Below are 21674 nucleotides of genomic sequence, written 5' to 3'. Positions count from 1 at the left end.
ATGTTCGAACTCGTAGACAACATCCCCGCTAGCCCGGTTATCAAAGTAATCGGTGTCGGCGGTGGCGGCGGCAACGCTGTCAACCATATGGTCAAGAGCAACATTGAAGGCGTTGAATTCATCTGCGCCAACACTGATGCCCAGGCGCTGAAAAGCATCGGCGCGCGGACCATCCTGCAATTGGGCACAGCCGTGACCAAAGGCCTTGGCGCTGGCGCCAACCCGGAAGTCGGCCGTCAAGCCGCCCTGGAAGACCGCGAGCGTATTGCTGAAGTGCTGCAAGGCACCAACATGGTGTTCATCACCACCGGCATGGGCGGCGGTACCGGTACCGGTGCAGCGCCAATCATTGCCGAAGTGGCCAAGGAAATGGGCATCCTGACGGTCGCTGTGGTGACCCGTCCGTTCCCGTTCGAAGGTCGCAAGCGCATGCAGATCGCCGACGAAGGCATCCGTCTGCTCTCTGAAAGCGTCGACTCGTTGATCACCATTCCCAACGAGAAGCTGCTGACCATCCTGGGCAAGGACGCAAGCCTGCTGTCCGCATTTGCCAAGGCTGACGATGTGCTGGCCGGTGCCGTTCGCGGTATCTCCGACATCATCAAGCGTCCAGGCATGATCAACGTCGACTTTGCCGACGTACGTACGGTCATGAGCGAAATGGGCATGGCGATGATGGGCACTGGCTGCGCCAGCGGTCCGAACCGTGCACGTGAAGCCACTGAAGCGGCGATCCGCAACCCGTTGCTGGAAGACGTGAACCTGCAAGGCGCACGCGGCATCCTGGTGAACATCACCGCCGGTCCTGACCTGTCCCTGGGTGAGTACTCCGACGTGGGTAGCATCATCGAAGCCTTCGCTTCCGAGCACGCGATGGTCAAAGTCGGTACCGTTATCGATCCGGACATGCGTGATGAACTGCATGTAACCGTGGTTGCTACCGGCCTGGGCGCAAAAATCGAGAAGCCTGTTAAGGTCATCGACAATACCGTTCACACCGGCCACAACAGTCACGCCAGCCAAGCGGCTGCCGCTCCAGCGCCTGCGCGCCAGGAACTGCCGTCGGTGAACTACCGTGATCTGGACCGTCCGACCGTGATGCGCAACCAGGCTCAGGCCGGTGCTGCGGCGTCCCGTAGCCTGAATCCGCAGGATGATCTGGATTACCTGGACATCCCGGCATTCTTGCGTCGTCAGGCCGATTAATGGAATGTATCAGGGCTATGAAGGTGATTGGTGTTCAGCAAAGGTCTGGTCTGCTATTATCGCCAGCCTTTGTTGATACCAGTTCGCAATTTGCGCTGAAGCGGTCCAAGCCATGATTAAACAACGCACCCTGAAGAATATTATTCGTGCCACAGGTGTAGGTCTGCACTCCGGGGAGAAGGTATACCTGACCCTCAAGCCTGCACCTGTCGACACCGGCATCGTGTTTGTGCGTGCCGACCTGGACCCTGTGGTGCAGATTCCTGCTCGCGCGGAAAACGTTGGCGAAACCACTATGTCGACCACATTGGTCAACGGTGACGTCAAAGTGGACACGGTGGAGCACTTGCTCTCGGCCATGGCTGGCCTGGGCATCGATAACGCCTACGTCGAGCTCTCCGCGTCCGAAGTCCCCATCATGGATGGCAGCGCTGGTCCCTTCGTATTCTTGATTCAATCTGCCGGCCTGGAAGAACAGGACGCAGCCAAGAAGTTCATACGCATTCTGCGGGAAGTGACAGTAGAAGACGGCGACAAGCGCGCCACCTTCGTCCCGTTCGAAGGCTTTAAAGTGAGCTTTGAGATCGATTTCGATCACCCGGTATTCCGTGACCGCACCCAAAGTGCAAGCGTGGATTTTTCCAGCACTTCGTTCGTAAAAGAAGTCAGCCGCGCCCGTACTTTTGGTTTCATGAGTGACATCGAGTACCTGCGCAAGCACAACCTCGCACTCGGCGGCAGCGTTGAAAACGCCATTGTGGTCGACGCGGATGGTGTACTGAACGAAGACGGCCTTCGCTATGAAGACGAATTCGTGAAGCACAAGATCCTCGATGCAATCGGTGACCTCTACCTGCTGGGCAATAGCCTGATAGGCGAGTTCAAAGGCTTCAAGTCGGGCCACGCCCTGAACAACCAGCTGCTGCGCAAGTTGATTGCACAGACAGATGCTTGGGAAGTCGTGACCTTCGAAGATGCCAGCACCGCACCGATCTCTTACATGCGTCCCGTTGCGGCGGTGTAAGTAACAACTCTCTTCTTTAGTTTTGAAAGGCTGCCTTCGGGTGGCCTTTTTTTATGCCGGTCTTTTTTGAGGCCGCCGTTCCAATGCAGGCGCTGGCTTGCCTGCGATAGCATCACCGCGGTGTCTACGTAATACCGAGGCGCCTGCCTGACAGCCGCACTGAAGCTCGACAGCTTCCACATCGATAGGCTGCGACTCACGAATCTCGAAGCGTTGCAGCATCCACAATGCGATTGCGCCCCCTGTGCTTGGCTTCATACAGCGCCTGATCCGCACTCAGTAACACTGCCTCCAATGAAGTGCGGCTGCGTTTATCCCAGGTACTCATGCCGATACTCACGGTAACCGGCCGCTCGGCGCCGGCCACCCGTGGCAAGTGCTCGACACTGCTGCGGATATGCTCGGCAATCACCCCTGCGCCCTTGGCGTCGGTGTGCGGCAGCACCACCGCAAACTCCTCCCCGCCAAATCGAGCCGCCAGATCAGCCGGACGGCGGATGTTGTCGTCGATGACGTGAGCCACCGTACGCAATGCCTCGTCGCCACCGTGGTGTCCGTGGCGGTCGTTGAAGGCCTTGAAGTGATCAACGTCGATCATCAGCAGCGTCAGCGGCTCGGCCGAGCGTTGCGCACGGTCCCATTCCAGGCGCAGGCGCTCGTCCAGGGTGCGGCGATTGGCCAGGCCGGTCAGCGCGTCAGTGGCTGCCAGTTCTGACAGCACCTGTTCGGCGCTATGGCGACGGCGCAGTTCTTTGCCGAGCATCCAGGTCAACCACAGTAGACCCATGCACAGCACACCGGTGGCGACGGCGACCAGCAGGGCTGCTCGCCGCCATTGGGCGAAAACTTCGTCGCTGGACAGGGCCACCGCCACGATCAGCGGCAAGTTGCCGACGCTGGAGAAAGTGTAAAGCCGCTCCTGCTGGTCAACGCTGGAAATGCCGCGAAAGTTGCCCTCACGCTCCTTGAGCATCCGCGCCACGTTGGGACGCCGGCTGAAGTCCTGATTGATCAGGTCCTGAACCAGCAGCGGGTGCTGTGCCAGCACAATGCCTTCGTGGTTGATCAGGTTGATGGTGCTGTTACTGCCGATATTCAGGCTGCTGAACAACTGATTGAAGTACGACAGGCGCATGGAGGCCACCGCGACGCCCTGGAAGCGCCCGTCCGGCCCGGATAGGCGGCGGCTGAATGCAATACGCCACTTATCGTCACACACGCAGCGCGCCATGAACGGGCGGCTGATATACAGCCCGAGGTCCGGATTTTTCCGTTGAGCCTTGAAGTAGTCACGATCAGCAAAGTTTTCCTTCTTTGGCGCGAGTAATGAAGCGTCGGCAATGACCTCGCCATTGGCGTCCAGCAGCAGAATATCGCCCTTGTAGGGCGCGGCAGTGGCGCGGTCGAACAATATGAGGTGGCGAATACTGGCGGAAACGTCTTGCAGGTCACTGCGTTCGGTCGCGGCGATCAGCCCCTTGAGGGCCATGTCGTAGAGCTCGATGTTGCGCTGCACATCGGCGTCGATCAGTTGGGTGATGTTGTTCGCGGTGCGTTTGGCGGTCTGCAGGGCCGTGGCGTGTTCGTGAATCAACAGCGCTGCAACCATCCCGACGATCAGCAGGGCCGTGAGCGCGCTGCCCAGGATCAACAAGCGTTCCGGGCGACGTGTGGGGCGGGACGGGCGTGGGCTCATCGGGCTTACTTCTGCTTCGAGGATGCCAATAGCGTAGTCCTTGTATGGCCTTGCAGGGCCGGTTCAGCGCGCAGCAGCCTCCACAATCCGGTTTCGGCCAGTGTGCTTGGCCTCATACAACGCCTGATCCGCCCGCAGCAGCAACGCTTCCAAAGGCAAGCGGGTGTGCTTGTCCCAGGTGCTCATGCCGATACTCACGGTAATCGGCTGCTCGGCGCCGGCCACCCGTGGCAAGTGTTCGACACTGCTGCGGATATGTTCGGCGATCACCCAGGCGCCCTTGGCATCTGTGTTGGGCAGCACCACTGCAAATTCTTCCCCGCCATACCGTGCGGCCAAGTCGGCGGGGCGCCGGATGTTACTGCCGATGACTTGGGCGACCGTGCGCAATGCCTCGTCGCCACCGCGGTGGCCATGGCGATCGTTGAAGGCTTTGAAGTGGTCAACGTCGATCATCAGCAGGGTCAGCGGCTCGGTCGAGCGCTGCGCACGGTCCCATTCCTGCCGCAGGCGCTGGTCCAGGATGCGTCGGTTGGCCAGCCCGGTCAGGGCATCGGTGGCGGCCAGTTCAGACAGTTCCTGTTCGGCCCGATAGCGGCGGCGCAGTTCGTGGCGCAGCATCCAGGTCAGCCATAGCAGGCCAATACACAGCACGCCGGTGGCGCCACCGGTCAGCAGTGCGGCGCGCTTCCAGGGTGCGAACACGTCCTCGCTGGACAGCGCCACCACCACAATCAGCGGCAAGTCGCCGACATTGGTAAAGGTGTACAACCGCTCAGTACCGCTGAGGGTCGAGATCGCCCGGAAGCTGCCTTCGCCTTCGCGCAATATGCGTTTGAAATTGGGCCGATCGCTCAGGTCCTTATCAATCATGTCGCGCTCCAGCAACGGCTGCTGGGCGAGGAGAATGCCCTGATTGTTCAGCAAGTTGACCGAGCTGCCGTTGCCGTTGCCGATGGTCAGGCGGTTGAACAACTGATCGAAATACGCCAGGCGCATCGTCGCCACGGCCACGCCAATGAATTCGCCGTCCGGGCCGGTCACCCTGCGACTGAACGCGATGCGCCACACCTGATCACAGGCGCAGCGGATCTTGAACGGGCGGCTGATAAACAGCCCCGCCTGCGCGTTTTGTTTATGGATCTGGAAATAGTCACGGTTGGCGAAATTGCGCGGCGTCGGCCGGAGGGTCGAGGAGTCGGCGATCACCTTGCCATTGGCATCCAGCAACAGCACTTCACCTTTGAAGGGCGCCGCAGTGGATTGATCAAACTGCACGGTGTGGCGGATGTCCGGGGACGTCTGCGACAGATCCTTGCGCTCGGTAGCCGTGATCAGGCCCTGTAGCGCCAGATCATAGAGTTCGACGTTACGCAGCACATCGGCGTTGATCAGTTGCGTAATGTTGGTGGTGGCGCGCTGGGCCGCCAGTACGGTGCTGGCGTGTTCGCGGGTCAGCAACGCGGCGACGATAACCACGATCAGGGTGACGGTGAGGCTACTGCCCAGAATCAGCAAAAGCTCTGGGCGTGCAGGCAGGGCAGGAGTGCGGGGTTGACTCATCGCGCAGGCTTCAGCAGGGAAGATACTGGCAGTTTAGTTCTACGCGATGAAAATTAAATCATGGGTTAAAAAGAAAGATCAGTGCCTTAGAACACGTTGATCGGGTAGTCCACGATAACCCGGTATTCATCCACATCCCGGTCCACTGCCGAGTAGCCGTTGCCGCCGCGATTGGTCGCCCACTGCAGGCGCACGGACAAATCCTTGGCTTTGCCGCCTTGCACCACGTACTTCAGGTCGATATCCCGCTCCCAGTGTTTTGCGTCCTTGCCGTCGGCGCTGTACCAGGTGCTGTAGCCACGGCTGTTCGGGTCGACTTTGGTGAGATCGGTCTTACCGCTGATATAGGACACGGCGGACGTCAGCCCGGGCATGCCGAGGCCGGCGAAGTCGTAGGCATACTTGAGTTTCCACGAGCGCTCGTTGGGGCCGTTGAAGTCCGAGTATTGCTGGGAGTTGTCCAGATAAATGCTGTCGCCCTGGCCGATGTAATCGAACGGCGTGTTGCCGTTGACCCGCTGGTAGGCAGCGGTGACGCTGTGGTTGCCCACGCCGACGGTGAAATGCAGGCTGTAGGTGTTGTTGTCGAGAGTGCCCAGCAGCGACTGGCCGGTGTCCTGTGTGTGGTAGTAGTGCAGGCCGGGGTTGAGGCTGACCAGATCATTCAGCGCGTAGGTGTAGTCCAGGTCGTAGTAATACTGATGCCATACATCCTTGAGTTCAGAGGCATACAGGTTGCTGGTCAGGCCCGCAACACCGCTGAACGACACGCCGGCCCAGTTCAGGTGCTGACTGTCGGCGTGGTCCGGCAGCGTGCCGTAGCTGGTGCCGATGCGACGGTGGCCGCTCTGGTTGTAGAGCTTGGTGAAACTGGCCTGGCCGCCTTCGATCATCCAGCCGTCGAAGCTGTGATTGGTCAGGCTGACGCCACGGAAGTCCTGCGGCAACATGCGGGTCATGCCGCCGGCGATGACCGGGTTGTTGAGGAACAGGTCACCGGCCTTCAGTTCGGTGTCGAACGCGCGCATTTTCAAGGTGGCGCCTGCGGTGGAGAACGAACCTGGGGCTTTGCCGTTGCCGGAGCCTACGGGCAGGATGCTGGAGCCATCCGTACCACCACCGCCGTCAAGCTTGAGCCCCAGCATGGCGTTGAGGTCCAGGCCAAAGCCGACGGTGCCCTGGGTGAAGCCGGACTCGAAGGTGCCGATAAAACCCTGGCCCCATTCCTTGCTGTCATCGGTGTGAATGTCGCGACGGTCGCGGTTCATGTAGTAGTTGCGGGTATTGATGTTGAGGCTTGAGCCTTCAACGAAGCCGTCAGCTTGAGGCGTGTCTGCCGCGTGGGCAAGGGGGATGATCGTTGCTGCAATCGCGAGGAATAACGGGGTGAACGTCAGCGAGTTCTTCACCGGTAAAGCTCCTTTGGTCAATCGAAAACGGCCAATGTCGTGGGGGTATGCCTGGCCTTTTTTTACGGCAAAAAAAAGCCGCTGAAGTCAGCGGCTTTAAACAGATTCCCAGTGTAGAGCCCTGGAAATAAGTCGAGGGAAATTCGGGTGAGCGGGAAGCTGTGTTTGCCGTCGCGCTCATCGGTGCGTCAAAGTAACGCAGGCGAGCGGTGCGATACAGAGTGTAACAAGATAATGACTGTTGCCCAAACCGCAACAGTCAATGTCTGGGTCGATGCGCCGAGATCTAAATGTGGGAGCGGGCTTGCTCGCGAAAGCAGTGGGTCAGCCAGCACATGTGGCGACTGACACTGCGCATTCGCGAGCAAGCCCGCTCCCACACTGACTGAGGTGTTCTAAAGATTTAGACGGGCAACGTAATGCCAAACGTATTGCCGCCACCGTCACTGCGCACAAACACATCACCGCCATGCATCAACGCAATTGCCTTGACGATGGCCAGCCCCAAGCCGTGATTTGCCCCGCTGTTGCTGCGCGACGCGTCCACCCGATAGAAGCGTTCGAACAGCCTTGGCAAATGTTCGCTGGCAATTTCATCGCCAGGGTTGGTCACCCCGATGGCCACCTGATGCGCCTGCACGTCGATGTTCACCTCGATGATCTGCCCTGGCGCGGTGTGCTGTACCGCATTACTCAGCAGGTTGATCAGCGCGCGGCGCAGGTGGGCTTTTTCGATCTGCACCACGGCATCGCCGCGCACCTGAACCTTGACTTGGGCGTCTTCGAGGATGAAGTCCAGATAATCGAGGGTGGTGGCGACTTCATCGGCCAGTGAGCTTTCAATCAGCTTGGTGGCCTTGCTGCCCTGGTCGGCGCTGGCGAGAAACAGCATGTCATTGATGATCGAGCGCAGGCGCTCCAGCTCTTCGAGGTTCGATTGCAACACCTCGAAGTAATGCTCTGCAGAACGGCCGCGCGTCAGCGCCACCTGGGTCTGGCCGATCAGGTTGGTCAGCGGCGAGCGCAGTTCGTGGGCCACGTCGGCGTTGAATGACTCCAGGCGCGAGTAGGCCTGTTCAACCCGATCCAGCGTTGAGTTGAACGAGTTGACGAACTGGCTCAGCTCCGGCGGCAACGGCGACAGGTGCAGGCGCCCGGAGAGTTTGGGCGGTGCGAGTTTTTGCGCTTCATCCGAGAGTTTGCCCAGCGGCTTGAGGCCGATACGCGAGACCCAGAACCCCAGCAGCGCGGCCAGGGCCACGCCGACAAACGACAGGCCGATCAAGGCCATCAACAGATGGTGCTGGGTGATGCGAAAGTTCTCGGTGTCGATGGCGATCATAAAGCGCAGCGGCGGGCGTTGTTCTTTGGCCGAGAACTGGGTCAGCAATACTTTGAACGGGTATTCATGCCCAGGCAGGCGCAGGTCGCGCTTGCCGGTCGGCCCTTGGGCGAACGCGCGGATCTGTGCGTCGGGGTGGCCGTACTCGTAGTTCGGGTCGCTGCTCACTACCCAGAAGCGGATGCGCTTGTCTTCCTCGCCGAGCAATTTCAGTTTGGCGGTGATTTTTGCCCAGTGGTCCGGCGTGCCGAAGCGGTTCACCGACGATTCCAGCACGCTATAGCGCGCCTCCAGTTCGGCCTCTGGCAACAACCCCAGGCCGCGGTCCACTTGCTGGTACAGCGCACCGCCGATCAACACGAAGATCAGCAGCGCCACCAGCGTGAACATGCCGCTCAGGCGCAGGGCAATGGAGTTAGCCGACACTGCGGTTCTCCAGCACGTAGCCCATGCCGCGAATGGTGTGCAGCAGCTTGTGTTCGAACGGCCCGTCGAGCTTGGCACGCAGGCGCTTGATTGCCACTTCGACGACGTTGGCGTCGCTGTCGAAATTGATGTCCCAGACCATCTCCGCAATGGCGGTCTTGGACAGGATCTCACCCTGGCGTCGCGCCAATACGCTGAGCAGCGAGAACTCCTTGGCGGTCAGGTCCAGGCGCAAGCCGTTGCGACTGGCCTTGCGGCTGATCAAATCGATCCACAGGTCGGCGACGGTGACCTGCACCGGCTCATGGCCGCCGCTGCGACGGGTCAGGGCTTGTAGACGCGCCACCAGTTCGAGAAACGAAAACGGTTTGCCCAGGTAGTCATCGGCACCTTCGCGCAGGCCACGAATGCGGTCTTCGACGCGCTCGCGGGCGGTGAGCATGATCACCGGCGTCTGCTTGCGCGCCCGCAGTGCACGCAATACGCCAAAGCCGTCGAGGCCGGGCAGCATCACGTCGAGCACGATCACCGCGTAATCGTTCTCCAGCGCCAGGTGCAAACCCTCGACGCCTTCGCGCGCCACGTCGACGGTGTAGCCTTGTTCTGTCAGGCCGCGGTGCAGGTAGTCCGCGGTTTTTTCTTCATCTTCAATAATCAGGACGCGCATGAGCCTTTTGCTCCAGGACGGGGCCTCAGCCTCAGTGTGTGGTCGCCAGCGCAGGGGCTGGTTTGGGCCGGTGGAAAAACCGTTCAAGGTACAAGTATATGACCGGTGTGGTGAACAGAGTCAGTGCCTGGCTCACCAGCAAGCCGCCGACCACTGCGATACCCAGCGGTTGACGCAGTTCCGCACCGGGCCCGGAACCCAGCATCAACGGCACTGCGCCGAGCAAGGCGGCGAGGGTGGTCATGATGATCGGTCGGAACCGAGTGACGCACGCTTCGTAAATCGCCTCCTCAGGCGCCAGCCCGCGTACGCGCTGGGCCTCCAGGGCAAAGTCGATCATCAGGATGCCGTTTTTCTTCACAATGCCGATCAGCAACACCAGGCCGATCAAGGCCATGATCGAAAAGTCCTGGCCCAGCAGCCACAGCATGATCAGCGCCCCCAGGCCCGCCGAGGGCAAGGTGGAGATGATCGTCAACGGGTGCACAAAGCTCTCATACAGCACGCCGAGGATAATGTAGACCGCCACCAGCGCGGCGAGGATCAGCCACGGCTGGCTGGCCAACGAACTCTGGAACGCCTGGGCGGCGCCCTGGAACGTGCCGATCAGGGTGGCCGGCATGCCGATTTCATTCTTGGCCTGGTTGAGCATGATCACCGCATCGCCCAACGCCACGCCAGGCGCGAGGTTGAAGGACAGGTTGGCGGCGGGGAACATGCCGTCATGGCTGATGGACAACGGCCCCACGGTCGGTGGGTCGACCTTGGCCAGCGCCGACAGCGGCACCATCTCGTTGGTCAGCGGCGAGCGCAGGTAGAAGTAGTTCAGGCTTTCGGCCTTGCCGCGTTGCTGGCTGTCCAGTTCCAACACCACCTGATACTGGTTGATCTCGGTCTGGTACTCGTTGATCTGCCGCTGGCCGAATGCGTCATACAACGCCTGGTCGACATCGGTAGCGGTCAGGCCAAAGCGCGCAGCGGCCTGGCGGTCGATGCTGATGTGGGTGATGCTGCCGCCCAGTTGCAGGTCGTTGGACAGGTCGCGGAAGGCCGGGTTGGCGCGCAGTTTTTCGGTCAGGCGTTGGGTCCAGGTGTTCAGCGTCGGGCCGTCGTTGCTCTTGAGCACATACTGGTACTGGGCGCGGCTGGGGCCGGAGCTGAGGTTGATGTCCTGGCCGGCGCGCAGGTACAGCACGATACCCGGCACCTTCGCCAGTTTCGGGCGGATGCGGTCGATGAACTGGCTGGCGGACACGTCGCGATCACCACGGTCTTTCAAGGCGATCCAGAAGCGGCCGTTGGCGATGGTCTGGTTGCTGCCGGTGACGCCCACCGAGTGGGAAAAGGCTTCCACCGCCGGGTCAGCCTTGATGATTTCGGCCAGGGCTTTGTGCTTGGCGACCATGTCCGGGTACGACACGTCGGCCGCCGCCTCGCTGGTGCCTAGTACAAAACCGGTGTCCTGCACCGGGAAGAACCCCTTGGGGATAAACACGTAGCCGACCACGGCCAAGGCCAGGGTCACAATGAAAATGGCCGCCATCGTGCGTTGATGGGCCAATGCACGGCGCAGGTTACGTGCGTAGCCGGCGAGCAGGCGTTCACTGAAACCGGGTTTGTCGTGGGCGTGATGCGTCGGCGCGCGCATGAACAACGCGGCCAGGGTAGGCGCCAGTGTCAGCGAGACCACCACCGAAATCAGAATGGTCGAGGTGGCTGTCAGCGCAAACTCCTTGAACAGCCGCCCGACCACGCCGCCCATGAACAGCAGCGGAATAAAGGCCGCCACCAGCGAGAAGCTGATGGACACCACGGTAAAGCCAATCTCGCCAGCCCCCTTGATCGCGGCTTCGCGCTTGTCGAGTCCAGCTTCCAGGTGGCGGTGAATGTTCTCCACCACCACGATGGCATCGTCCACCACAAAGCCCACGGCGATTACGATCGCCACCAGGGTCAGGTTGTTCAGGCTGAAGCCCATCAGGTACATCAAGGCGAAACTGGCGATCAGCGACACACCCAACACGCTGGACACAATCATCGTCGCGGATAGCTGGCGCAGGAACAGCGCCATCACCGCCACCACCAGCAAGATGGCGATCAGCAAGGTGACTTCCACTTCATGCAGGGAGGCGCGGATGGTCTTGGTGCGGTCGGTCAGCACGCTGACCTGCACCGACGCCGGCAACATGCCTTCCAGGCGCGGCAGCTCGGCTTGAATGCGGTCGACGGTCTCGACAATGTTGGCGCCGGGCTGGCGCGATATGACCAGGTTGACCCCCGGTGTATCGCCGGACCAGGCCTGCACGTAGGCGTTCTCCGAACCGTTGATGACTTTGGCGACATCACGCAGTTGAACCGGCGCGCCATTTTTGTAGGAAACGATTAACTGGCCGTATTCCTCCGGGTGAAACAATTGGTCGTTGGTCGACAGGGTCGACACACTGTTCTCGCCGTAAATCGCACCTTTGGCCAGGTTCAAACTGGATTGTTGAATGGCCAGGCGCACGTCGGCGAGGGTCAGGCCGATCGCCGCAAGTTTGTCCGGCGAGGCTTGTACGCGAATCGCCGGGCGCTGTTGGCCGGTGATGTTGATCTGGCCGACGCCGTCGATCTGGCTGATCTGACGGGCCAACAGGGTTTCGACATAGTCGCTCAGCTCGGTGCTGGGCATGTTGGCGGAGCTGACGCTGAGGATCAGCACCGGGCTGTCCGCCGGGTTGACCTTCTTCCAGGTCGGCAGGCTCGGCATATCGCTGGGCAGTTTGCCGGACGCGGTGTTGATCGCCGCCTGCACTTCCTGGGCGGCAGTGTCGATGCTCTTGTTCAGGGTGAATTGCAGGGTCAAGAGGCTTGAGCCCAAGGCGCTGCTGGAGGTCATTTGGGTCATGCCGGGGATGGCGCTGAATTGCACCTCCAGCGGCGTTGCAACCGACGACGCCATGGTGTCGGGGCTGGCGCCGGGCAGGGTCGCGGTGACCTGGATGGTCGGAAATTCCGCTTCCGGCAATGGGGCGACGGCCAGCCGGGGAAAGGCAATCACCCCCAACAGCACTAAGGCAAAGGTCAACAGCAGGGTGGCAACCGGGTGGTCAACGCACCAGGCGGACGGCGAACGGCTGCCACTCATGGCTGCACCTTGGCGTCGACGGTATGGATGACTTGAGGCGGCTCTTTGAGCACCTCCACCTGGGCGCCGGCCTTGAGCCGCGACTGGCCGTCGCTGACCAGCACATCGCCGGCCTGCACGCCCTTGATGATGTTCACATCGCTGTCCTGATAGGTGATCTGCACCGGCACAATCTCCACCCTGTCACCGTTGACGCGGTACACAAAGTGCGAGTCCAGGCCGCGTTGCACTACGGTCGGTGGCACCACCAGGGCGTTTTTGTCGAGGGCGGTCTGGATCTTGATGGTCACCAGTTGCCCAGGCCACAGGCGCTGCGAGGCGTTCTGGAATTCAGCCTTGGCGCGCAAGGTGCCGGTGGTGGAGCTGATCTGATTGTCGATCAGGCTCAAGTGGCCTTCGCCGAGCAGGTCGCCGGTCTGGCCGTCAGTGTCGGCCCCCAGGTAGGGGTCGACGCTGGCTTGGGTCGGCGCTGCGATCAAGCCTTGCAGGGTCGGCAGCATTTGTTGCGGCAAGGAAAACTCGACGGCAATCGGGTCGATTTGCGTCACGGAGAACAGGCCCTGGGCGTCACTCATGCGCAGGAAATTGCCTTCGTCCACCGTGCGGATACCGACGCGACCAGTCACCGGCGAGCGAATTTGGGTGTAGGAAAGTTGTACTTGGGCTGAATCAATCGCCGCCTGATTGCCTTGCGCCGTGGCCTTGAGCTGGTTGACCAGGGCCTGTTGCTGGTCATAAGTCTGCTTCGAGACGCCGTCGTCGATGCTCAGTTCTTTGTAGCGTTTGAGGTTGACCAGCGCCACTTGCAGCTGCGCCTGGCTTTCCCCCAATTGCGCCTTGGCCTGGTCGAGGCTGGCGCGGATCGAGCGGTCATCGATGGTCGCCAGCAAGTCACCGGCCTTGACTAACTGGCCCTCTTTAACCAGCAGCTTGGTGAGGATGCCGTCGATTTGCGGGCGAATCACCACGCTGTGCAACGACAGCACCGAGCCGATACCGCTGACGAACCGAGGGATGTCCTGTTGCGTGACACTCACCACCCGCACCGGAATGGCGGTCGCCGCCGCCAGTTTGGTCTTGGCCGGTCGGTTGACTACCCAGGCGGTAATTGCCACGACTACGAGGGCACCCACGATCAGGGCGGTTTTTCGTTGAATGTGCATGGGGTGGGGCGCCGAGGCAAAGGGTTGGGAGAATGAAGGTGATTTATAGCCTGCCGACCCGGTCAGCACGGTGACTGCTAACTGACAGGGCTGTCAGTAAACTCTGACCATTCGTACCAGCGGTGGTTAAAGATGCCAGGCGCGCAGGTATACTGCGCGCCAGCGTGGCCCGCAAGTTGGCCCTGCCTCATTTTTTGCACGCCCCGGAGCTTTCATGACTTCCCCGACACAACCCCCTGTTGAAGCGGCCGACCTCGTCGATCCGGCCAGCGCTGAAAGCGTTGAAAAAGCCGAGATCCCGGCGTTCAAGTTTCCGTTCAAGCCGGGTGAACTGGCCGGGGCCAAGAATGCCGCCCAGCCTTGGTATAAAAATGGCGCTAAAAACGGCCACACCAAATCGCCAGGCATGGCCCCGCCGGGTACTCGTCGCTCGATGGGTAAACGCTGAGACTAAGTCAGCGAACGCTGTAGCGGTGTTTGCCTACAGGTTCTGCTTATATTTCTGATTGTAGGTCCGCGACCGTTTCTTGAAAGTTTGCACAGCCTCCGCACCGCCCCCCTTAGTTGAACGGGGCGGGGTGCAGAGAGGCTGGTCTTTCAGGAAAAGGACGTTTCTCGTGGCACTGATACAGCGCTTTGCACTGCTTGCCCTGTTGTTCTCGATTGATGCGGTTGCGGTGGTTGAACCGCCTCGGCGCGAAATCCGCTTCGCTGTCGCCGCGCAATTCCCGCCCTTCCAAAGCCGCAACCCGCAAGGCCAGTTGGTCGGCCTGAATATCGACCTGGGTAACGCCCTGTGCCAGCAGTTGAATGTGCGCTGCACCTGGGTCGACCAGGTGATTGTCGAAAACGTCCCGGCGCTTGATGCCCGGCAATTCGATGCGATCATGGGGATGGCCCCCACGTCTGAACGGCGGCGTTGGGTGGGCTTCACCGACAATCTTTATCCTTTCACTACACGTCTGGTCGCCCGCCGATCCTCGGGCCTGATGCCGACCATCAGTTCGCTCAAGGGCAAGCGAGTGGGGGTATTGCTGGGCAGCAACCGCGAAGCCTTTACTCTGTCGCAGTGGGCGCCCGAGGGCGTGATCATCGAGAGTTTCTGGCTCAATGACGAGTTGGTCCGCAGCCTGGTGGCCGGTGATATCGATGCAACCTTGCAGGGCACCGTGGAAATTCGGGGCGCGCTGCTCGACACCGACGCCGGCCAGGATTTCAACTTCATGGGCCCTGAGATTTCGGCCGAACTGTTGGGCAATGGCGTGGCAATCGCGGTGCGCAAGCCTGATACGGCGTTACGCAGTCAACTCAACCGTGCCCTTGAAGAGCTGATGCAAAATGGCGAATACCAACGGATCCTCGCGCCCTACCACTTGGAAACACCGTGACGGTTCATTCACTGCGCGTGCTGGCGCAAACGCCACGCGCCGTGGGCGCCGGGCAGGTTCATGGCCAGCCTCTGACGCCTTGCCACCCGGGGCTCAAGCCGCGCGCAAGGAAATAAACGCGTAGTTGGCCGGCACCTCGGTAGCAATCTGTGCGCCGGCATCCAGCAACTGCTCGGCGATGTCCAGGCCGGACGCATGAAACACCCACTCACTGGCCACCGAGGGCTGGTCAAGCGCCAGCTCGATGGCCTGGGCAAAGGCGTGCATATCCGGCAGGTACGCGGTAAACCCGTCGCCTTTTAGCGCGGTGGTGCGAATACCCAGCAGCGCACACACCGTCTCCTTGGTGTGTACATCGTCACGGTCGGCCTGGCGGGAGCGGCGGATCAGTTCCGCCAGTTCTTGGTCCACCAACTCACCGCCCACGATCAGCGCCGGGCCCTGTTCCCAGGATTCCGGCGGGCAGTCCTTGGCGGCGGGGTTCAGCGGGATGTGCGGGTTGATTTCCATCGGGTAGATACGGCACACCAACGGGCGGCGCGCATAAATGCCGCAACGGTTGTCTTCGTCAAGATTCCGGCAGCGCCCGGCGTTGTAGGCGGCAAACGTGATGGCCACAAACGCCTCGGTATTGCCGCTGGGCACCACCACCGAACGGCGCTCGGCGTGTTCGCGTTGTTGCACGGGCAAGCCCAGGCCATTGCCGAGAAAACCCTCCACCAGAACAATCACGTTACCGCCGTCAGCCGCCCAACTGCGGGCCTCTTCAAGGGTCAGGGGCACATGATGGTCGGTGCAGCATTTGCCGCAACCTACACAGGAAAAATGAGTGTTCATGGAGGATCTGTCACCAGGCAAGGTCAGAGGGCACTCTTGAACAGTGACGGGATTTTGCCTCTATTCACGGTTCTGGCTCTCTGGAAGCAAGTTATGCGCCAGTGCCTGTCAGTCTTCGGGGACCAGGTCGCGCAGCACAAAGACCATGCCTGCACTTTCATACAGTTGCCGGGCGCGCAGGTTGCTCTCGCGTACTTTGAGGTCTACGTAAGGCTCGCCGCGCTGCTTGAACACATGAAAGGTGTGCAGCAACAACGCGCGACCCAGCCCCTGGCCTTGGGCGCAGGGGTGTATCGAGAGGTTCTTGATAAACGCGCTGGTCCAGCATTGAGCCACGCCGAGAATACCGTCGCGGTTACTGGCCACCAGGCACAGCGTCGGGTCGAATTCGGCATCGGTGACGAACTGCTGCTGCCATTGCGCCAGGCTCGCGACACGGCCACCGCCTTGATCCTGAGTCATGCGCAACACCGCATGAATCGCCGGGGCCAGCTCGTCGCGGTAATGATCCAGCCGGGTATCTGCTGGCCACTGCGGCGCCGGCAGGCTGGCGGTGAGGTCGCGGCGCAGCAGTTGGAAGTATTCCGCCACCGGTTACAGGCCCTTTTGCGCCACAGCCTTGGCAGCGACCACCAGGCACTTGGTCAGTTCGGGCGACGAAAACTTGGTCAGCACCGCGTCGGCGCCGGCCAGGCGGGCTTTTTCGCTGTTCATCGCGCTGTCCAGTGAGGTGTGCAGCAACACGTACAACTCTTGGAAATCCGGGGTTTCGCGCAGGGTGCGGGTGAGGGCGTAGCCATCCATTTCGGACATTTCGATGTCCGACACCACCACGTTGATCTGCTCGACCGTGCCTTGCAGCTCCAGCAGTACATCGATGGCTTCCTTGGCGCTGCGTGCGGTATGGCACGTCAGGCCGAGGTTGCGCAGGGTGTGCACCGATTGCTGCAGGGCGACCTGGCTGTCGTCCACCACCAGAATCCGCGCGTTGCCGAGCACTTCGGCCTCTTCCATGGTCAAGTCGGTCGGCGCCACTTCAATCGGTGCCGGGGCGATGCCGTGGATGACCTTTTCGATATCCAACACCTGCACCAGCCCGCCCTCAACCTGGGTTACCCCAGTGATAAACGAGCGATTCCCGCCGGAACCATAGGGTGGCGGCCGGATGTCGGTGGTCAGGCAGTGCACGATCTTGCTCACCGCCTGCACGTGCAGGCCCTGCTTGGAGCGGCTCACGTCGGTCACAATCAGGCAGCCGCCGTTCGGGTCTTGCAGGGGCATTTCGCCGAGGGCGCGGCTCAGGTCGATCACTGAGAGTGAGGCGCCGCGCAGTGTGGCGATGCCTTTGACGTGGGGGTGGGACTCCGGCAGCTTGGTCAGCGGCGGGCACGGGATGATTTCACTGACTTTAAGCAGGTTAATCGCCATCAACTTGCCGCTGCGCAAGGTAAAGAGCAGAAGCGAAAGTGAATCTGCGCGGGCTTTGGTGGTGGACATAAAAACCTTCTGTGGATCAGGGATGACGATCTATAGAGGGTTATCGACTTGGGCGCGCCAGGCTTTAACCGTATTTGTCAGGTGAAGCGTGTTGGCGTGTGTGGGCGCGGGCTGGCCTGCGATAGCATCAACCTCGGTGTGACTGAGACACCGAGGCGCCTGCATCGCCGGCAAGCCCGGCTCCCACAGGGGGGCCGCTGCCACGCGGCTCAGGTGTCAGCCCTTCCACACCTGCGGGTTCACCAGATCCTGCGGACGCTGCCCCAGCAGGGCGCTGCGCAGGTTATCCAGAGCGCGGTTGGCCATCGCCTCACGGGTTTCATGGGTGGCCGAGCCGATGTGCGGCAGGGTCACGGCATTGCTCAGCTGGAACAGCGGCGATTCAGCCAGCGGCTCCTGTTCATACACATCCAGCCCGGCGCCACGGATTTGCTGGGTTTGCAGGGCTTCAATCAGCGCCGGCTCATCCACCACCGGCCCACGGGAGATATTGATCAGGATCGCGCTGCGCTTCATCAGCCCCAACTCGCGGGTGCTGATCAGGTGGCGGGTCTTTTCGCTCAATGGCACCACCAGGCAGACGAAGTCCGACTCGGCCAGCAGTTGGTCCAGGCTGCGAAATTGCGCGCCCAGTTCCTGTTCCAGCTCGGTCTTGCGGCTGTTACCGCTGTACAGAATCGGCATATTGAAACCCAGGCGACCACGCCGGGCGACAGCCGCGCCGATATTGCCCATGCCGACGATGCCGAGGGTCTTGCCATGCACGTCGCAGCCGAACAACGGCGCGCCGACGCTGGCTTTCCACTGGCCGGCCTTGGTCCAGGCGTCCAGTTCGGCCACACGGCGTGCGCTGCTCATCAGCAAAGCGAAGGCCAGGTCGGCGGTGCTTTCGGTGAGTACGTCGGGGGTGTTGGTGAGCATGATCCCGCGCTCGTTGAAGTACGCCACGTCGTAGTTGTCGTAGCCCACCGAGACGCTGGAGACCACTTCGAGTTTGCTCGCGCCTTCCAGCTGTGCACGGCCCAGCTTGCGGCCCACGCCGATCAGGCCATGGGCGTGGGGCAGGGCTTCGTTGAATTGAGCATTGATGTCACCCAGCTTGGGGTTTGGCGCGATGACCTCGAAGTCCTGTTGCAGGCGTTCGATCATTTCCGGGGTGACACGGCTGAAGGCGAGGACAGTCTTTTTCATTGCAGGCGGGCTCATCGACTACGGAAGAATACCAAGCACGCTAACATTCCTGTCGACGATTGTCAGGACGACCGTTTAACAGTGGGCGCTGGCTTTACCCCACCACTCGTTGCCTCGCTTAGGCTCGGCATGCCCTCTGTGCGGCTTGAATCCGTGGTTAACGGGCCGGTCAGATCAAACGCAAGCGCACGGCGGCACACGCTCTGTCTGATGTACCTAGATCCAAATGTGGGAGCGGGCTTGCTCGCGAATGCGATGGGTCAGCCCGCTTATCTGTAACTGATACGCCGCCTTCGCGAGCAAGCCCGCGCCCACCCTTTTACCGAGTTCAACTGCCAGCACCGCTGTGCTCTGCTTTCTGTGGGCGCTGGAGACACCTCGGGATATCGGGCATAACCGTTGATGCCCTCTCAGCGGGTCGGCGGTCCGACAAGCCAGCTCGCGCATTTGAGTTATATCGAAGGCCGGAAATCAGTTCGCCAGCCGTGCGCCGCTGAGGCTGCCGCTCAGTTCATACGCCACCAACTCCGCCTGATGCGCCGCCAGAATCTCCGGCAACGAGCCGCGCAGGTATTCCACCCACGTCTTGATCTTCGCATCCAGGTATTGGCGTGACGGGTAGATGGCGTACAGGTTCAGCTCTTGCGAGCGATAGGTGGGCATTACGCGCACCAGTGTGCCGTTGCGCAGGCCTTCGATGGCCGCATACACCGGCAACAGGCCAACGCCCATGCCGCTGGTGATCGCGGTTTTCATCGCATCGGCCGAGTTGACCAGAAACGGCGAGGTGTTGATCGCCACGCTTTCCTGGCCTTCGGGGCCATTGAAGGTCCATTTATCCAGCTGGATAACCGGGCTCACCAGGCGCAGGCAGGCGTGGTTGAGCAAATCCTGTGGCCGTTGCGCGCAGCCTTTGGCCTTGACGTAATCCGGCGAGGCGCACGCGATGCTGTAGGTGATGCCCAGGCGCTGGGACACGAAGCCCGAATCCGGCAGTTCACTGGCCAGCACAATGGACACGTCGTAGCCCTCGTCGAGCAGGTCCGGCACACGGTTGGCCAGGGTCAGGTCGAAGGTCACGTCGGGGTGAGTGCGGCGGTAGCGGGCAATCGCGTCAATCACGAAATGCTGGCCGATGCCGGTCATGGTGTGCACTTTCAACTGCCCGGCCGGGCGCGCGTGGGCGTCGCTGGCTTCGGCCTCGGCCTCCTCGACATAGGCGAGGATCTGTTCGCAGCGCAGCAAATAACGTTTGCCGGCTTCGGTCAGTGCAATGCGTCGGGTGGTGCGGTTGAGCAAGCGGGTTTGCAGATGGGCCTCAAGGTTGGAGACCGCGCGCGAGACGTTGGCGGTGGTGGTGTCCAGTTGCACGGCGGCGGCGGTGAAGCTGCCGGCTTCGGCCACGCAACTGAACGCGCGCATGTTTTGCAAAGTGTCCATGGAGTGTTCTCAGGGGAGATAACAAATTGTGACAGAAAGTTACGCCGTCCAGTGATCCCTACCAACGGATTATCGCCTGAACGGTAACAAAGATTCACAGGAATGCCAGCTTATCGTCCTCCATCGCGCCGCCTAGAATTGCGCCACCTTCCCCGCAACACCACCTCAGGAATACGCTTGCCGTGCCGCGTCGCATCAACAGAGAGCTGAAGGCTCTCAGTGTTTTGGCCTTATCGTTAGCAATCAGCGGCTGCATCGGAACCGGAGGAATCGCCCCCCAAGGCCAGGCCCTCAACGCCAATAACCTGGTCACTGACGAAGCGATCCAGAGCGCCGCCCGGGACGCCCACTGGCCCACCACACGCTGGTGGCAAGCCTACGGTGATCCGCAATTGAATCGCTGGGTGGAACTTGCCACGCAAAACAGCCCAAGCATGGCCATGGCCGCCGCGCGGGTGCGTGAGGCGCGGGCCATGGCCGGGATTGCAGCGTCGGCCGAGTCTTTGCAGATCAACAGTGACACTGCCCTCAAGCGCCACAATTGGCCGAAGGATCAGTTCTACGGTCCGGGCGAATTGAGCGGCGCCAACACCTGGGACAATAGTTCGTCACTGGGCCTCAGTTACGCCCTCGACCTGTGGGGCCGCGAAAGTAACAGCACCGAGCGTGCCGTCGACCTCGCCCATATGAGCGTTGCCGAGGCGCGTCAGGCCCAGCTTGAATTGCAAAACAACGTGGTACGCGCCTATATCCAGCTGTCGTTGCACTACGCCAACCGCGATATCGTCGCCGCCACGTTGGCCCAGCAACAACAGATTCTCGACCTGGCCAACAAACGCCTGAATGCGGGAATCGGTACTCACTTTGATGTCAGCCAGGCGGAAACGCCGCTGCCGGAAACCCATCGGCAACTCGACGCCTTGGACGAAGCCATCGCCCTGAGCCGCAACCAACTGGCGGCGCTGGCGGGCAAAGGCCCGGGTGACGGCGCGCAACTGCAACGGCCGAGTCTGGCCCTCGCCGCGCCGCTGAAATTGCCATCGAGCGTGCCCGCGCAATTGCTCGGCCAGCGCCCTGACGTGGTCGCCAGCCGTTGGCAAGTCGCCGCCCAGGCCCGCGGCATCGATGTGGCCCATGCCGGTTTCTACCCCAACGTCGACCTGGTCGGCAGCCTGGGTTTCGTCGCTACCGGCGGCACTCTGCTGGGCTTTCTCAGCGGCCAGAAATTCAACTACAACGTCGGCCCGGCGATGACCTTGCCGATCTTCGACGGTGGCCGTTTGCGCGCGCAACTGGGCGAGGCCAGCGCCGGTTATGACATCGCTGTGGCCAAGTACAACCAGACCCTGGTCAATGCGCTCAAGGGCATCAGCGACCAGTTGATCCGCCGCGAATCCATGGACAAGCAGTCGGCCTTCGCCGCGCAGTCGGTGGCCTCGGCACAGAAAACCTACGACATCGCGATGATCGCCTATCAGCGCGGCCTCACCGACTACCTCAATGTGCTGAACGCCCAGACCCTGCTGTTCCGCCAGCAACAGGTCGAGCAACAGGTGCAGGCCGCGCGTCTGAGCGCGCATGCCGAGCTGGTGACCGCCCTGGGTGGCGGGCTCGGCGCGGGTAACGATGTGCCGCAAGCGGCCAAGACCCTTCCCGGCAAAACCCCGGCGGCGCTTGCCGTGTTTGATCACTGAGTAG

17 protein-coding genes are annotated in these 21674 nt (G+C 61.2%); 5 read left to right on the top strand and 12 right to left on the bottom strand.

The genetic code is table 11. From position 1 onward, the window contains the following. Both ftsZ and lpxC read left to right on the top strand, forming a co-directional pair. The gene (gene ftsZ, locus JFT85_RS11105) at positions 1-1206 is read left to right on the top strand and encodes a cell division protein FtsZ (RefSeq protein ID WP_053254475.1); all 1206 of its coding nucleotides are present in this window, start codon (positions 1-3) and stop codon (positions 1204-1206) included. A gap of 112 nt (positions 1207-1318) precedes the next feature. Then, positions 1319-2230, top strand: a complete 912-nt coding sequence (gene lpxC / locus JFT85_RS11100) for a UDP-3-O-acyl-N-acetylglucosamine deacetylase (RefSeq protein ID WP_003216227.1) — start codon at positions 1319-1321, stop codon at positions 2228-2230. Between the two features lie 196 nt (positions 2231-2426). Here lpxC and JFT85_RS11095 read toward each other — a convergent pair whose 3' ends face one another. The 7 genes from JFT85_RS11095 to JFT85_RS11065 all read right to left on the bottom strand — a co-directional run bounded on the left by JFT85_RS11095 (position 2427) and on the right by JFT85_RS11065 (position 13623). Then, on the bottom strand, positions 2427-3926 hold the full coding sequence (locus tag JFT85_RS11095; RefSeq protein WP_201229859.1) for a sensor domain-containing diguanylate cyclase: 1500 nt from the start codon (positions 3924-3926) through the stop codon (positions 2427-2429). A 63-nt stretch (positions 3927-3989) separates the two neighbouring features. Continuing rightward, on the bottom strand, positions 3990-5489 hold the full coding sequence (locus JFT85_RS11090) for a sensor domain-containing diguanylate cyclase (RefSeq protein WP_201229857.1): 1500 nt from the start codon (positions 5487-5489) through the stop codon (positions 3990-3992). Positions 5490-5575: 86 nt separating this feature from the next. Then, complete coding sequence (locus tag JFT85_RS11085) at positions 5576-6898, bottom strand: OprD family porin (RefSeq protein WP_069551821.1); 1323 nt, start codon at positions 6896-6898, stop codon at positions 5576-5578. Between the two features lie 403 nt (positions 6899-7301). After that, the gene (locus JFT85_RS11080; RefSeq protein ID WP_069551822.1) at positions 7302-8666 is read right to left on the bottom strand and encodes a heavy metal sensor histidine kinase; all 1365 of its coding nucleotides are present in this window, start codon (positions 8664-8666) and stop codon (positions 7302-7304) included. Beyond that, positions 8656-9333, bottom strand: coding sequence for a heavy metal response regulator transcription factor (locus JFT85_RS11075; protein ID WP_053254480.1), 678 nt, complete (start codon positions 9331-9333; stop codon positions 8656-8658). The genes JFT85_RS11080 and JFT85_RS11075 overlap by 11 nt, the downstream gene beginning before the upstream one ends. 31 nt (positions 9334-9364) lie before the next feature. Continuing rightward, positions 9365-12460: a multidrug efflux RND transporter permease subunit gene (locus tag JFT85_RS11070; protein WP_201229846.1), complete on the bottom strand. Its 3096-nt coding sequence runs from the start codon at positions 12458-12460 to the stop codon at positions 9365-9367. Continuing rightward, positions 12457-13623, bottom strand: a complete 1167-nt coding sequence (locus JFT85_RS11065) for an efflux RND transporter periplasmic adaptor subunit (protein ID WP_201229844.1) — start codon at positions 13621-13623, stop codon at positions 12457-12459. The genes JFT85_RS11070 and JFT85_RS11065 overlap by 4 nt, the downstream gene beginning before the upstream one ends. A 214-nt stretch (positions 13624-13837) precedes the next feature. Between JFT85_RS11065 and JFT85_RS11060 the strand changes: the two genes are divergently transcribed. Together JFT85_RS11060 and JFT85_RS11055 are read left to right on the top strand one after the other, a co-directional pair. Next, entirely contained in the window at positions 13838-14071 is a 234-nt protein-coding gene (locus tag JFT85_RS11060; RefSeq protein WP_053254483.1) for a hypothetical protein, read from the top strand. Between the two features lie 175 nt (positions 14072-14246). Continuing rightward, on the top strand, positions 14247-15011 hold the full coding sequence (locus tag JFT85_RS11055) for a transporter substrate-binding domain-containing protein (protein ID WP_371850825.1): 765 nt from the start codon (positions 14247-14249) through the stop codon (positions 15009-15011). Positions 15012-15104: 93 nt separating this feature from the next. Here JFT85_RS11055 and JFT85_RS11050 read toward each other — a convergent pair whose 3' ends face one another. From JFT85_RS11050 to JFT85_RS11030, 5 genes are all read right to left on the bottom strand, one after another. Beyond that, positions 15105-15848 carry a YkgJ family cysteine cluster protein gene (locus tag JFT85_RS11050; RefSeq protein WP_169876057.1) on the bottom strand — a complete coding sequence of 248 codons (744 nt, stop codon included), beginning with the start codon at positions 15846-15848 and terminating at the stop codon, positions 15105-15107. Positions 15849-15956: 108 nt separating this feature from the next. Continuing rightward, positions 15957-16439 carry a GNAT family N-acetyltransferase gene (locus tag JFT85_RS11045; RefSeq protein ID WP_187602006.1) on the bottom strand — a complete coding sequence of 161 codons (483 nt, stop codon included), beginning with the start codon at positions 16437-16439 and terminating at the stop codon, positions 15957-15959. A 3-nt stretch (positions 16440-16442) separates the two neighbouring features. Further along, complete coding sequence (locus JFT85_RS11040) at positions 16443-17345, bottom strand: chemotaxis protein CheV (RefSeq protein WP_053254487.1); 903 nt, start codon at positions 17343-17345, stop codon at positions 16443-16445. A 216-nt stretch (positions 17346-17561) separates the two neighbouring features. Then, entirely contained in the window at positions 17562-18536 is a 975-nt protein-coding gene (locus JFT85_RS11035; RefSeq protein ID WP_053254488.1) for a 2-hydroxyacid dehydrogenase, read from the bottom strand. A gap of 471 nt (positions 18537-19007) precedes the next feature. Continuing rightward, positions 19008-19976, bottom strand: a complete 969-nt coding sequence (locus JFT85_RS11030; protein WP_053254489.1) for a LysR family transcriptional regulator — start codon at positions 19974-19976, stop codon at positions 19008-19010. 182 nt (positions 19977-20158) lie between these two features. On the opposite strand from JFT85_RS11030, the gene JFT85_RS11025 reads away from it, so the two are divergent. Further along, the gene (locus JFT85_RS11025; protein ID WP_053254490.1) at positions 20159-21670 is read left to right on the top strand and encodes an efflux transporter outer membrane subunit; all 1512 of its coding nucleotides are present in this window, start codon (positions 20159-20161) and stop codon (positions 21668-21670) included. Positions 21671-21674 lie beyond the last annotated feature (4 nt).

It is taken from the genome of Pseudomonas sp. TH04, from assembly GCF_016651355.1.
Taxonomy (GTDB): domain Bacteria; phylum Pseudomonadota; class Gammaproteobacteria; order Pseudomonadales; family Pseudomonadaceae; genus Aquipseudomonas; species Aquipseudomonas fluorescens.
The sequence above is the reverse complement of the archived record's forward strand: the minus strand, read 5'-3'. Positions and strand labels throughout refer to the sequence as shown.